The following is a 13,879-nucleotide window of genomic DNA, read 5'->3' as shown; positions in this document are numbered from 1 at the left end:
GAGGTCGCGGTACGGGGCAAGGGCTGGGCGCAAGACAACATGGGCGCTGTCCAGCACCACCGTCGTCGGAAGGCCGAAGTTCGGGTCATGGGTGTAGGAACGCGTTGAAGCGTCCGGGGGTGAGGTCTTGCCACCCCATTCTGCGTGCGATTCTGCGGAGCTCGCGTTTGTAGGCACGGACCTCGACGTAGGTGGCGTGCCGGTCGCTGCCTACGAATCTGATGCCACCCGAGAGGTCGGGGCTTTCCGACTCCACGATGTGTCGGAACGATCTGATGCGATCGGGGTTCGATCGGGTGTCGGCCAGATGCTCGGCGATGAGGTGGGCGATCCGGTCGAACAGCGTGTACGCGCTTGAGTTCACCTCGATATAGCTGATTCCGAACAGCCCCGGCCGACGAGCGAACGCGTTGAGGAACATCTTGGGTCTACCTCCCGCCCATTCCATGTAATCCGGTGGGAGGTAGGGGATCGACATGTTGTAGCCGGTGGCGAACAGGACGAGGTCGACCTCCTCGCGGCTGCCATCGGTGAAGAGGACGTCCTTGCCGTCGAATCGGGAGATGCCGGGTTTCGCGGTGATGTCGCCGTGCTGCAGGTAGTGGAGGAGCTGCGTGTTGATGAGCGGGTGTGACTCGAAGAGCTTATGATCCGGGCGCGGCAGTCCCCACCGGCGGACGTCGCCGATCATGATCGGCGAGACGGTCCTGTAGAGCAGGCGTTCAACCCAGATCGGCAGGTGTTCGGATGTGTCCGACGGTTTGCCCATGATGTGTTTGGGGATGAAGTGATACCCGCGGCGGGTGCTGATGAACGCCTTGTCGGCGTGTGCCGCCGCATCACATGCGATATCGGCGCCCGAGTTCCCGAGGCCGACGACGAGGACGCGCCTGCCCTCGAACTCCCGGGGATCCGTGTAGGTCACGGAGTGGCGCGTCTCCCCGATGAAGGCGCCGGAGACCTCAGGCACCTTCGGGTCCCATGTCACGCCCGTGCAACAGATGATGGCTGCCGCCTGGATGCGGTCGCTGTCGGTCGTGACCGTCCACTCGCCGGTGGCGTCGTTCTGCGTCACGGTTGTGACGCAGGTGTTGAATCGGATCCGGTCGCGAAGCCGGTACGCGTCGGCGAAGGATCGCGTGTAGTCGAGGATCTCGGCACGGTTCGGGTAGTCGCCGAACGTCTGCGGCATCGGATGATCAAAGAAGCCGGATTTGTCTCGCGATGAGATGAAATGCGCGGATTTGTACATCGGAGTCCCCGGATTGTCGAGATCCCAGATCCCGCCGACGTCGGTGTGACGTTCGAGCTGGACATAGGGGATCTCGCGTGCCAGGAGAGCGCGGGCGGCGGCGAGCCCCGCGGGGCCCGCGCCGATGATGACCACAGGTAGGTCTGTCGTGGGAATCGGCGTGGGGGTCGTCATGCTCTTCCTCGGTTGTCGCGGGAGCGCTTTGGGGGCGGTTACGCGGCGGTCGTGCCCGCTCGGAGCCATGCCGTGGCGTTGCCGGGGATACGTCTGTCAGTGGTCACCGGTTGGGTGCTGATCAGTACGCTCCCCTCGGGAAGGTGAATCGGATCGTGGCTGAAGTTCGTGATCGACGTCCATCCGTTGGCGCGCCGAAACGCGATGATGTCCTCGCCGAGGTCGATCCACTCGATCGACTCGTCACACTGCAGATCCCGCCTGAGGCGCAGCGCGGTGCGATACAGCGACAAGGTCGAATCGGGGGCGGCGGTCTGCGCCTGGACGGAGAGCGCACCGAACCACTCGGGCTGCGGCAGATGTGAGGTCTGCTCGCCGAAGCCGAACGACGGTCCTTGGGTAATCCACGGAAGCGGGACTCGGCAGCCGTCTCGGGTGATGGCGACGCCGTCCTCAAGGCGCGCCATCGGGTCCTGCCATTGGCCTGGCGGGATGTCCGTCACCTCGGGCAGGCCGAGCTCCTCGCCTTGATAGAGATAGGCACTGCCGGGCAGGGCGAGAGAGAGCAGTGTCGCGGCGTTGGCGCGCCGCAGACCGAGAGCGACGGTGTCCGGGGTCGAGGTGGGGATGAGTCGGGGATCGGCACCATCGGGGAGGGCGAGGCGGCTCGCGTGTCGCACGACGTCGTGGTTCGAGAAAACCCATGTGCTCGAGCTGCCGGATCGGGCGGCCAGATCAAGATTGTGCTGGACGATCGCCCTGACCGCGGGTGCACCCCACGGCGCCGTGAGCAGGTCGAAGTTGAATGCCTGGCCGAGGCCGGTGGCACTGGCGTAGCGAACGCGCCGGTGAGGCTTCACCCACGCCTCGGCGACGGCGAACAAGGGCGGGTCGGACATGCGGGACGGTCTCGCCTGATCTGCCGCGGGTGTGGGATGGGACGACATGCGCTGCTCCAGTCGGCCAGAGCGCCGCAGGGGGCGGCAGCTGGTAGAGACGGTAACACGAAAATATCCGAGTGGACAATTTCAAGCCAAGTCTCGCCGACCACATGCGAAAGCACGAAGAAACCCCGCATCCCCCCTCGAAGGGATGTGGGGTTTCCGGTCACTCTCCGGCGGTGTCGGCCTTGCCTGGAGGGGCGAGAAGCCGGCCGAGGACGCTCATGCCGGCCGACATGTCCACGCTCCGGTCGAGCAGCCACTGCGTGGACAAGCCGTCGCTCGCGGCGACGATGACGGCGGCAATCGTCTCAAGGGGGATGTCGTCGCGAACGACGCCGGCGGCGCGTCCGGCGATGAGGAGTGCGGTGACGTCACCGCGCAGACCGTTATAGCGATCGATGAAGTACGCACGCGAGTAGGTGTTCTCCCGCTCGAGCGCCCGGGCGATCATCGCGTTGTAGAGCGCCATCATCCCGGGCTGACGCAAGCTGAACTCGGCCATGGCGGCGGCGAACACGGCGGGGTTCTCGCTGCTCTCGTTGGCCAGTTGCTCGCGCGCCCGGGCATCGGCCTGCCGCAGAACTTCGAGAAACAGCTCCTCGCGTGAACCAAAGTGATGGCGGAGCACGGGGTGGGTCACCCCCAGCGAGTCCGCGATCGACCGCAGCGATGTTCGATCCGAACCCAGCTCGTGAAAGACATCGAGCGCCTTGTCGACGATCTCCTGCTTCCGGCGCGCGCTCTTCGCGTACGGGCCCCGATCGGACTGCTTCGTCACGTTCTCCTCATTCCTTCCGGTTTTCCCAGGTGGGGCATGCCCAGCCCTCCGTCGCCACACTCGGTCCATCGTATTCCGCGAGCACATCCAAAAATATCCAACTGGATATTTTGTGCTACGGTTCTCCCACTTGGCACTGGACCTTCATGGGACCTCCGAAGTCCACCGACCCGGGAGTCGGATACATGAGACCGAAACAGGCACCAGCGCGCTTGCGAGACCTCACCGCGACAGTCGCGGCGAGCGAGGACGTCGAACTGCTCCATGCTCCAGCCCTCTCGTAGATCCACGACGTCTGCTCGGAGGGTCCGTGGGTGCCGAGGTACACGCTCCCCGGGTTCCCGGGGCAGTGGGGTCCGATGCCCTGTCACCCGACTGCGGAGGCCCACCGCGCCATCGCGGCGGAGCTCGACTCACAGCTATGAGCACGGAAAGAGGAAGAATGCGTTGTCTGGTAACGGGTGCCACGGGTTTCTTGGGCAGCAACCTCGTACGAAGTCTCGTCGCGAGCGGGCACGAGGTGGTGGCGACGGGGGCGCCGGGATCGACGACGCGCTACTTGGAGGACCTGCCCATCCGTGTGGAGTCGGCCGATCTGCTCAACCCTGCTGCGCTTCCCGCACTGGTGGCGGAGCAGGACTGGGTCTTCCACGTGGCCGGCGACACCTCGACCTGGAGTCGTCTTGCCGCGCGCAGGCGCAGGGTCAACATCGACGCCACGGCAATGCTGGCCGACGCGAGCGTGGCCGCCGGAGTGAAACGCTTCGTCCATACGAGCACCCTCGACGTCCACGGGTACAACCGCGACGGCTCCCCCCTTGCGGAGCGCCCCGGCGACCGGTCGTTCTTCGGGATCGGATACGACTATGCCGACACCAAGGCGGAGGGAGAGCGACAAGCCCTGGCCCGTATCCCGAGGGGACTCAACGTGGTGGTCGTCTACCCGGGCTTCATGATCGGGCCATACGACCACACGCTTCAGCTCGGCCGAGTCGTCCGCGACCTCCAGGCAGGTAAGCTCACGTTCGCGCCGGCCGGTACTTCGTCATTCTGCGACGTGCGAGCCGTCGCCGACGGCATGGTCGCGGCTGCGGAGCGGGGCCGTACCGGCGTCGGATACAACCTCACCGGCGAGAACCGCACGTACCTCGACATGTTCAGCCGCATCGCCGAGCTCGTCGGCGCGCCTCGCGGCCCCATCAGGGTGCCTCGCGCGGTGCTGTTCACCTACGGCACGGTCGCGCAGTTCGCCGCTGGTTTCACGAAGCGGGCACCGGACATGGATCCCGGGATGGCCGCGTACCTGTCCTCTCCGCAAGCGTCGGACTGGAGCGCCGCGCGCACCGAGCTCGACTACCACCCCGGTGACCTCGACGCGGCGATCCGCGACGCCGCCGCATGGTACGACGAGCACATGCCGGTCGTGCGCTGATGATGGCGCCGATCGAGGCGGCCATGTGGAACTCCTCGTGTTGGGGATAATCGCCACCGTCCTGGGGACGGGGGTGCTCGCTTTCATCCGCGGGGTGCGCTGAGCCGACCGGGCTACGACCCCGACTCCGAGCTGTGCGGCAGGAGCGTCGCGATGTCGCGGCCCGCTCGGCGGGAGAAAGTCTCCGGCGGCGCCTTCCGAAGCAGCATGTCGGTCAGGATCCGGTCGACGAGACCAGCAGCAGAAGCACGATCAGCTCCAACTCGACGGTGGGATGCCGTCCCAACCGGCTCAGTCCCTGCACGATGAGTCGCCGCGTGTCCGCCTCGGTGCGCGCGCGGATCTCGAGCCGGCGCCGACCCCGTGCGCTGTCGCGGAGGGTGACCGGCAGCGCCTCCGGCAAGGCGAGTTGCCAACCCCGGCCGGTTGCGCCGAGGAGGAGCACCACCATCCACATCGCTGCCATCGACGAGTGGCTGTGAACCCACTTCCACAACACACCATAGGAGGAGAACCTCATGTCCGCACTGCTCTATCGCCTCGGCCGATGGTCCTTTCATGCCCGCAGAACGGTCGTGGGACTGTGGGTGCTCGCGCTGGCCGCACTCATCGTCGGATCGTCCGGATTCGCGCGTCCGTTAGTCGAGGGCTACAAGATCCCCGGCACGGAAGCACAGCGGGCGATGGACGACCTGGCCGTGTCGTTCCCGGAGGCGAGCGGTTCATCGGCGCAGATGATCGTTGTCGTACCGCCCGGGCAACGTGCGGACGATGCGCTTGTCCAGCGGCAGATCGCGGACGCGGTCGCTGCGATCGAGAGCGTTCAGGGCGTGGCGTCTGTCTCCGACCCGTTCGCCGCGGGACATCTGTCGGGCGACGGTCGCGCTGTTCTCGTCCCGGTGCAGTTCTCTCAGGCGAGCGCTGATATCGCCGATGCCACGTTGGCGAGCATCGTCGATGTCGGCGAGCGGACGGAGCGCGCGCTGAACGACGGCTCGCGAGTCGCCGTTGGCGGCGAAGCCCTGGGCGCGGTAGAGCTCCCGCACGATTCGGCGGGCGAGATTTTCGGCCTTGCGTTGGCCTTCCTCGTCCTCCTCGCGACCTTCGGGTCGTTCGTCGCTGCCGGTCTTCCGCTGCTCGCTGCGGCCATCGGCGTCGGCGTGAGCTTGACCGCCATCGAGGTCGCCACGGCACTGGTGGATGTGTCGTCGACGGCGCCGGTGCTTGCGATGATGCTTGGCCTCGCCGTAGGGATCGACTACGCGTTGTTCGTTCTCTTCCGGCACATGCGACACCTGCGAGATGGCATGGGGGCCGCGGAGTCGATCGCCCGCGCCGTCGCGACCGCGGGATCGGCCGTCGTGTTCGCGGGCCTCACCGTCGTCATCGCGCTGGTCGGCCTCGTCATCGTGGACATCCCGTTCCTGACGGCGATGGGTTTCGCGGCGGCGGCGGCCGTCGGAATCGCCGTGGTGGCGGCTCTGACGCTCGCGCCGGCGCTCATGGGTTTCGCGTCGCCCCTGCTTGCCCGCGGACTCGCTCGCCGTCGCCTCCGCATCGAGCGACGCGCCGCCTCGCGGCGGCGAGCGCACCGGCCGGACCCGGGAGTCATGCCGCACGCGAGCGTCTCCGGGAGGTTCTTCGGGGGATGGGTGCGACTCGCCACCGCACGGCCCCGCACGACCGTCGCTCTCGTCATCGCATCGGTCGGCCTCATCAGCATCCCGGCGCTGGATCTGAAGCTGGGGCTTCCGGATGCCGGCAGCGAGCCCGTGACCTCTCCCGTGCGCGAGACCTACGACCTGATCACCGAGCACTTCGGGCCCGGATTCAACGGCCCCCTCCTTCTCACCGGCCCGATCGCGGCGAACACGGATCCGATCGAGGTCATGGCCGACATCGCGAAGAAGGTCGGCGAGCTGGAGGGCGTCACCGACGTGCCCTTGGCCGTGCCCAACGCCGACGGCACGGCCGGCCTGATCACGGTCATCCCGGCGAGCGCACCGGAATCCGAGGACACGAAACTCCTCGTCCGATCTCTCCGCGCCCTCGCCGTCGAGATCGAGTCCGGGCACGGTGTCGACCTCTCCGTCACCGGGTACACGGCTGCCGGGATCGACGTGTCCGCCCTGCTCGCCGATGCGCTCCTGCCGTACATCGCGTTCATCGTCATCCTGTCCCTCATCCTCATGACCATGGTGTTCCGTTCGATCTGGGTGCCCGTCAAAGCGACCGTGGGCTTCCTCTTCACCATCGGGTCCGCGTTCGGCGCGGTATCGCTGGTGTACTCCTGGGGCTGGTTCGCGGAACCTCTCGGAGTCGAGCAGACGGGACCGGTGATCACCTTCATGCCGATCATCGCGCTGGGCGTCCTGTTCGGGCTGGCCATGGACTACGAGGTCTTCCTCGTCTCGGCGATGAAAGAGGAGCACGCCCACGGCACGGGTGCGCAGGCAGCGATCACGCACGGATTCCTCCGCTCGGCACCGATCGTCACCGCGGCAGCACTGATCATGTTCGCCGTCTTCGCGACGTTCATCCCCGGCGCGGATGCGACGATCAAGCCGATCGCGCTGGCACTCGCCGTGGGCGTGTTCGTCGACGCGTTCGTCGTGCGTATGACCTTCGTGCCCGCGGTGATGAAACTCCTCGGCGAGAACGCATGGCGAATGCCGAAGTGGCTCGAGTCGCGACTGCCGTCATTCGATGTCGAAGGGGAAGGGCTCGACCGTCGCCTGGCAGACGTTGCCCAGACGCCCGCGCCTTCGGGCGAGACCACGGTCACCGAGGTCTCCGACCAAGCGCGGACCTGACGGAAGAAGCTCAAGGCGGACGCGGCCGAACTCGTGGCGCGAAACGACAGGCTCCGCCAGGACCGGCGCTACCTCACCCCCCACCTGGCAGGACGCCTACAGGACGTCGGTCGTGACCACCCTTGACTCCGACGTAACGTCAGAGTCTCTCCTGGTCGTATGCCCCTCGAACAGGACCTGTTCGTCGTCTCCCATCTCGCGTCGCAACGGCGGAGTACGGCTCCACGGTCCTGGCCGGGGTCGGCGTCGCCGGAGCCTCGTGCTGCCGGCTGTGATCGTCTCACGCGCCTGGAATCAAAGGAGCCGTCCGAATGCTCAGCAGTGAGCTCGCCGAACTGGCCGGCGTCACCGTCCGCACGTTGCGCCACTACCACCAGATCGGGCTGCTGCCCGAGCCACCACGCTCGGCCGGGGGATACCGGAACTACGACGTCGGCCACCTCGTCCGGCTCCTGCGCATCACGAGAATGACCGCTCTCGGCGTACCGCTGTCCGCACTGCCCGCGGTGCTGGACGATCCGGCGGCCGCAGAAGAGCTGCTCGACGAGCTCGATCGCCAAGCCGCCGCCGACATCGAACGGCTCACTGCCCGCCGGGTCGGCATCGCCGCGCTGCGCCGCAGCGGCGCCCCACCCGACCTGCCGCCGGAGCTTTCGGCATGGCGTTCTGCCCCGGCGGCCGGGATACCGGCGGACATGGCCCGCTACGAGCACGAACAGCTCATCCTGCTCGGACACCTGCTCGGCAACGACGGCCCGGCAGGAGCCGCCGCCCTGTTCGGCACGGCGAATGACGTCATGGCCACATCCGCGCCGCTGACGGCGCGCTTCTACGCCCTCGCCCCTGACACCCCGGACGACGAGGTCGCATCGTTGATCGACGAGCTGGTCGCACACCTCAAGCCGGTGATGGCGCGACTGGCCGTTCTGTCCCCGCTCGACGCGCAGGCCTTGGCGCTGATAGACGAACTGAACGAACTGACTCTCAGGCCCGTGCAGCACCGTGTTCTGCGCCGGGTACAGCAGCGGCTGGCCCGGCCCGACGTTCGTCAACTCGGACAGCAACATCGAGCTGTACCGCACGCTTGAGCGCTTCCTGGCCCGGCACCTGGGCGGACGGTCTTCGGCCACGTCCTGATCCCTGATTCACGGCGGGCGGGGCGACGGCAGCACGCCGCCTCGCCCAGGACGATCCGAAGACGGCGGGGTCGCATCCCGGTGTCGGCACAGCCCGATCGGCATCGCCGGTCCAGGAGCATCTGCACGGGGGCAAAACCGGCCGAAACGGTGCGTGTCGCGGGGCTCTCCCCCAAGGCCGGTGTCCGGGCCAAGGGGAAGCTCACAGCGGGCTCGCAGACTTTTCGCTGACTCTGATTCATGAGGGTCCAGCGGAAGTCAAACCCCCATTTTGTGGGCTGTCGTGCGTCTGTGACGATCGCTGATACGCAAATGGCCGCTCTGCTCGCTCCCATTGAGCTCCACTTTCTACAGCGGAGAAACGGGGAAGAGGTCGAGTCCCCCGCGCTCGGGTCGATGACCTGATCGTGATCGCCTCAACAGGGCCAGGTGGACGCACTCACTATGTACGAGGTGTCCTTCGACTCCGGGTCGAACCAGACTTCGAGACTGACCTCTGCACCCATGGGCTCCTCCTTGACCACGCACCTCGGCTCAGCAGCGGGGTCCCCACCGGAGGAGAGCTTCCAGCCGTTACGCAGAGCGAGGTCCCGATAGAAGGACTCGATGTTCTCTCGCGAGCCGTGCTGCCCTGAAGTGCGATAGAAACGGCTGATGGTGGCATGGTGGTCGTCGGTGTCGGTGCAATCACGGTCACGCTCTCCGTCCGAGGTGACACCAGCAGGGGCGGCGTCCAGGATGTCGAACGGCGCCAAGGCGGCTTCGATGCTGTCGTAGTACCTGCCGCAGGCTCTCCGGTGCTCCCCGATCCCGAAGATCAGGGGAGCAGCGGCGAGACCGGCCATCACCAGGAAAACCGCGACCGCCATCAACAACCAGCCGAGCACCCTTTTCATGATCGAGACCATAGTGCCCTCAGCAATGTCGCACGATGGGCCTTTTAATCCCAGGCGGCGGTCTGTCCGGTCACATCATGATCGCGGGTGCGGTGTTCGCCCAATGGCGCAACGAAGCTCCTGACAGACGGGCTGGTGAGAACGAAATGGCGCAGCGAAAAAGCCCGGCTCCATGATCAGGAGCCGAGCCTTTCGATCTTGTGGGGCGTTCACGAGTACGGCTGAGCTGCGCGAATCCGAGGGCTCGATGATCGCTTCCCGAACACGCAATGATCGTTTCCCAGTGCTTACAGTCCACCGAGGAACTGATCGACTATCGGCTCGCCAGGGGCCCCGCTCCGGCGAGCCCGGCGCAGGACTCTCGGGCGGAGTAGGCCCTGCTTAAGCTGCCGTCCTCCGTTTCCAGCTGCTTGTCACGCCCACGCCGGCCTTGGTGCCCGGTCAAGCGTGCCGTCGATACGTGCACTGGACGACGTCATCGAGATCGAGGAGCGGAGACCAGATGTGGTCAGTTGAGCGGTGCGTAGCCGAGAATGTGGTCGCGAAGCAGAGCCCCCGCGTCGGGGTCCCCGCGTTCGAACGCCGCCATGAGCGGCTCGTGGTCGGCGGCGTTCTCGCAAGGCCGCATCCGGAACAGCCGTATCGACAGGTGCGTCCACACCTCGATGCCGAGTGACTCCCACACCGCCAGGAGCACGTCATTGCCCGAGGCTTTGACGATCTCGCGGTGGAACGCGACGCCGTGGCGTACCTGGTCGACCAAGGAGGAGGCGGCCGCGGCCTGCTGCAGGCCGGCGAGGTGGACCCGCAGCGCCTCGACGGGCGGATAACGCAGCCGCACGGCCGTCTCCTCCAGGCCCGCCCGCACCTCGTAGATCTCGCGCAGGTCGGTCGCGGTGAGCCGGCGGATCCGTGCGCCCTTGTGCGGCGACGACTCGACGAGCCGGAGCGCTTCCAGCTCGCGCAGCGCCTCGCGCACCGGAGCCTGGCTGACGCCCAGCTCCGCCGCCATGCGCCGCTCCACCACGCGGTCACCGGGCCCCCATCGGCCGCTGATCAGGCCGTCGAGTACGGCCTGCCGGATCTGATCACGGAGCGGGAGCCGCATGACAGGTTTCATGGGTCCCATGATGGCAGATGTAAACACCCGATGATCGATCATAGGGTGTTTAATGGTGGCATGGAGAAGGACATTGACCCGCAGGAGACTGCGGAATGGCTGGAATCGCTGGAGGCGGTCCGCCGGGCGGCAGGCCCCGAACGGGCCGAGTACCTGCTGAAGCGGCTGGCCACGAGCAGCCGCTACATCAACACCGTGCCGACGTCGGAGGAGCCCGGCTACCCCGGTGACCTCGAACTGGAGGAGCGGATCGCGGCCTACGACCGGTGGAACGCGGCGGCGATGATCACCAGGGGCAGCCGGCTCGGCCTCGGTGGCCATCTGGCCACCTATGCCTCGGCCGCCTGGCTGTACGAGGTCGGGTTCAACCATTTCTTCCACGGTGGTCATGACCAGGTCTACTTCCAGGGCCACGCGTCCCCGGGCATCTACGCCCGCGCGTTCCTGGAGGGACGGCTGACCGAGGGCCAGCTCGACCTGTTCCGGCGCGAGCCCGAGGGCGGGCTGCCGTCGTACCCGCACCCGCGGAGCATGCGCGGGTTCTGGCAGTTCCCCACGGTGTCCATGGGCCTCGGGCCGCTCAACGCGATCTACCAGGCCAGGTTCAACCGCTACCTGCACAACCGCGGCATCAAGGACACCTCGCTCAGCCACGTATGGGCCTTCCTCGGCGACGGCGAGATGGACGAGCCGGAGTCCACGGCGGCCATCACCCTGGCCGCCCGCGAAGGGCTGGACAACCTGACCTTCGTGATCAATTGCAATCTGCAGCGGCTCGACGGGCCGGTGCGCGGCAACACCCGCATCGTGCAGGAGCTCGAAGGCGTCTTCAGGGGCGCGGGCTGGCACGTCGTCAAGGCACTGTGGGGTGCCGAATGGGACGGGCTGCTCGGTTCGGACGAGCTGGTGTCCCGGCTGGGCGAGATGCCGGACGGGCAGTTCCAGACCTTCGCCACCTCGACCGGGGCCTACATCAGGCAACATCTGTTCCACGGGCTGGACGTGCCGTACTCCGATGAGGACCTGCGGCGCATCGTCGGCGGCTCACGGGCCGGCCACGAGCCGCGCAAGGTGCACGCCGCCTACCGCCGGGCCCTCGACCACCACGGCGCGCCGACGGTGATCCTCGTACAGACCGTCAAGGGGTGGACCCTCGGGGCCGGCGTGGAGGCGCGCAACGCCAACCACCAGATGAAGAAACTCACCCAGGACGAGTTCCGGGCGCTACGCGACCGGCTCGGACTGCCGGTGCCGGACGAGGCACTCGACGCGGACCTGCCGCCGTACCTGCACCCCGGGCCCGACTCGCCCGAGGTCCGCTACGTGGCCGAGCGCCGCCGTGCCCTGGGCGGACCCATCCCCAGCCGAACCGTCTCCCACCAGCCGCTGCCGGCGCCGGCCGAGCGGCCGTTCCAGTCCCTGGAGAAGGGGTCCAAGCAGCCGGTGGCCACCACGATGGCCTTCGTCCGACTGGTCAAGGACCTCATGAAGGAGCCGGAGACCGGGCGCCGCTGGGTGCCCATCGTGCCCGACGAGGCCAGGACCTTCGGCATGGAGTCGCTGTTCCCCACCGCCAGGATCTACTCTCCGCTGGGCCAGCGTTACGAGTCGGTCGACCGGGATCTGCTGCTGTCCTACCAGGAGGCGGTCGACGGCCAGCTCCTGATCGAGGGCATCACCGAGGCGGGATCGATGGCGTCGTTCACGGCCGCCGCCTCCAGCTACGCCACCCACGGCGAGGCCATGATCCCGTTCTACATCTTCTACTCGATGTTCGGCTGGCAGCGGACCGGCGACCAGATGTGGGCGCTGGCCGACCAGCTCGGCCGCGGATTCCTGATCGGCGCCACCGCGGGACGGACCACGATGACCGGCGAAGGGCTGCAGCATGCCGACGGGCACTCCCAGCTGCTCGCCTCCGCCAACCCCGCGTGTCTGGCCTACGACCCCGCCTTCGGCTACGAGGTCGCGGAGATCGTGCGCGAAGGGCTCCGGCGCATGTACGGGCCCGACGACGAGGACGTCTTCTACTACCTCACCCTCTACAACGAGCCGCTTCCCCAGCCCGCGATGCCCGAGGGCGTGCGCGAGGGCATCCTCAAGGGCATCTACCGCTACTCCTCCGGCGGCGGCCAGGCCCACCTGCTCGCCAGCGGCACCGCGATCCACTGGGCACTGGCCGCGCAGCGGCTGCTCCAGGAGGAGCACGGCGTGGGAGTCGACGTCTGGTCGGTCACCTCGTGGAGCGAACTGCGCCGCGACGCGATGACCTCCACCGGAGTGCCCTACCTCCGGCAGGCCCTGGTCGGGACCGAGGGCCCGGTGATCGCGGTCAGCGACTGGATGCGCGCCGTGCCGGATCAGATCAGCCCGTGGATCGACCGGCCGTGGACCTCCCTCGGCACCGACGGGTTCGGCCTCTCCGGCACCCGGGAGTCCGTACGCGAGCACTTCGGCGTTGACCCACGTTCGATCGCCGACGCCGTACTCAAGTCCGTCAAGGAGACCGGCCGGAGATGACCGGCCCGGCTTCGCCACCGCTGCGGCCGAGCTGTCCGGGTGTCGTCCACCCTCGCGCGGACGACACCGGCATCATCCGGAGTTGTTGCCCCGTTCCCGCAGGTCAGCAGCAGATGATCTCGTCGGGCATGTAAGACACGTTGCATGAGCACTCGTCCAAACGCGTCTCGGCCGAAACGGTCGCCATCGCAAATGACCACCAGGAGCATGTGGTCCAGGAAGTGTTTCGGTTGAAACGTTTCCTGGACACCTGTTCGAGGAACTGACAAGGCCGTGACGATCGCCGGCGGTGGCCAGGCTCCCGTGCAGGCTGGGGCGATCGCCGCCGCAGGCATCCTTCGTCGGCCCACGGCATCGAGCCCGATGGATGCGGGGGGAACCTCAATTCGACCACGCGCGTACCCAGCGGCGCGTTGACGACCGGCCGCATAGAGGCCGTTCATGCGGTAGCGGTCGGGCAGGTCGACGGCCAACCGATCGCCCTCACCGGCGGCTATGACAAGATCGTGCGGGTGTGGGACCTGACCACGCATGAACTCCTCGGCGAACTGGCGAACCTGGAACCGACCCCATCGACCCCATCGCCCCCGTAGCCGCGGTCGGCCAGGTGAACGATCAACCGATCGCCGTCACCGATGACGGCATCGTGCGGAGGTGGGACTTGAGTTCCTACACCTGACGAGGCGGCCGCCACACAGCTGAGCCAAAAACCTGACTCCGTTCGCTGCCTGGACGGCGCCTCCCCAACCCATAGTCACTCAGTTGGTCACCCAGCAACGCAGAAGGCCACTCCCGATCTCTCGGAAGTGGCCTC

At 67.1% G+C, this 13,879-nt stretch carries 11 protein-coding genes; 5 read left to right on the top strand and 6 right to left on the bottom strand.

Annotated features, from left to right (window positions below):
- Positions 1-85: 85 nt before the first annotated feature.
- From ACFY3V_RS33190 to ACFY3V_RS33180, 3 genes are all read right to left on the bottom strand, one after another.
- A complete protein-coding gene (locus ACFY3V_RS33190) occupies positions 86-1,426 on the bottom strand; it encodes a flavin-containing monooxygenase (RefSeq protein ID WP_389779009.1) in 1,341 nt (446 codons plus the stop codon).
- Positions 1,427-1,464: 38 nt separating this feature from the next.
- Positions 1,465-2,325 (bottom strand): alpha-amylase family glycosyl hydrolase, encoded by an 861-nt coding sequence (locus tag ACFY3V_RS33185; RefSeq protein ID WP_389779007.1) that lies wholly within the window; start codon positions 2,323-2,325, stop codon positions 1,465-1,467.
- Between the two features lie 208 nt (positions 2,326-2,533).
- A complete protein-coding gene (locus ACFY3V_RS33180) occupies positions 2,534-3,148 on the bottom strand; it encodes a TetR/AcrR family transcriptional regulator (protein WP_362903596.1) in 615 nt (204 codons plus the stop codon).
- Between the two features lie 442 nt (positions 3,149-3,590).
- Here ACFY3V_RS33180 and ACFY3V_RS33175 point away from each other — a divergent pair, with 442 nt between their 5' ends.
- Positions 3,591-4,580: an NAD-dependent epimerase/dehydratase family protein gene (locus ACFY3V_RS33175; RefSeq protein WP_389779004.1), complete on the top strand. Its 990-nt coding sequence runs from the start codon at positions 3,591-3,593 to the stop codon at positions 4,578-4,580.
- Between the two features lie 214 nt (positions 4,581-4,794).
- Here the strand turns inward: ACFY3V_RS33175 and ACFY3V_RS33170 are convergent, their stop codons facing one another.
- On the bottom strand, positions 4,795-5,046 hold the full coding sequence (locus ACFY3V_RS33170) for a hypothetical protein (protein ID WP_362903592.1): 252 nt from the start codon (positions 5,044-5,046) through the stop codon (positions 4,795-4,797).
- A 52-nt stretch (positions 5,047-5,098) separates the two neighbouring features.
- Between ACFY3V_RS33170 and ACFY3V_RS33165 the strand changes: the two genes are divergently transcribed.
- Together ACFY3V_RS33165 and ACFY3V_RS33160 are read left to right on the top strand one after the other, a co-directional pair.
- The gene (locus tag ACFY3V_RS33165; RefSeq protein WP_389779002.1) at positions 5,099-7,393 is read left to right on the top strand and encodes an MMPL family transporter; all 2,295 of its coding nucleotides are present in this window, start codon (positions 5,099-5,101) and stop codon (positions 7,391-7,393) included.
- A gap of 311 nt (positions 7,394-7,704) precedes the next feature.
- A complete protein-coding gene (locus ACFY3V_RS33160; RefSeq protein ID WP_389779000.1) occupies positions 7,705-8,481 on the top strand; it encodes a MerR family transcriptional regulator in 777 nt (258 codons plus the stop codon).
- Between the two features lie 464 nt (positions 8,482-8,945).
- Here ACFY3V_RS33160 and ACFY3V_RS33155 read toward each other — a convergent pair whose 3' ends face one another.
- Both ACFY3V_RS33155 and ACFY3V_RS33150 read right to left on the bottom strand, forming a co-directional pair.
- Positions 8,946-9,425 carry a hypothetical protein gene (locus ACFY3V_RS33155; RefSeq protein WP_389778998.1) on the bottom strand — a complete coding sequence of 160 codons (480 nt, stop codon included), beginning with the start codon at positions 9,423-9,425 and terminating at the stop codon, positions 8,946-8,948.
- Between the two features lie 508 nt (positions 9,426-9,933).
- A complete protein-coding gene (locus tag ACFY3V_RS33150) occupies positions 9,934-10,545 on the bottom strand; it encodes a GntR family transcriptional regulator (protein WP_389778996.1) in 612 nt (203 codons plus the stop codon).
- Between the two features lie 60 nt (positions 10,546-10,605).
- On the opposite strand from ACFY3V_RS33150, the gene aceE reads away from it, so the two are divergent.
- Positions 10,606-13,065, top strand: a complete 2,460-nt coding sequence (aceE, locus tag ACFY3V_RS33145; RefSeq protein ID WP_389778994.1) for a pyruvate dehydrogenase (acetyl-transferring), homodimeric type — start codon at positions 10,606-10,608, stop codon at positions 13,063-13,065.
- A gap of 413 nt (positions 13,066-13,478) precedes the next feature.
- Positions 13,479-13,658, top strand: coding sequence for a hypothetical protein (locus ACFY3V_RS33140; RefSeq protein WP_362903580.1), 180 nt, complete (start codon positions 13,479-13,481; stop codon positions 13,656-13,658).
- The last annotated feature ends 221 nt before the right edge of the window (positions 13,659-13,879 follow it).

This window comes from Streptosporangium sp. NPDC000095, from assembly GCF_042899335.1.
Classification (GTDB): Bacteria; Actinomycetota; Actinomycetes; order Streptosporangiales; family Streptosporangiaceae; genus Streptosporangium.
This window is presented reverse-complemented; position numbering and strand designations above follow the sequence as displayed.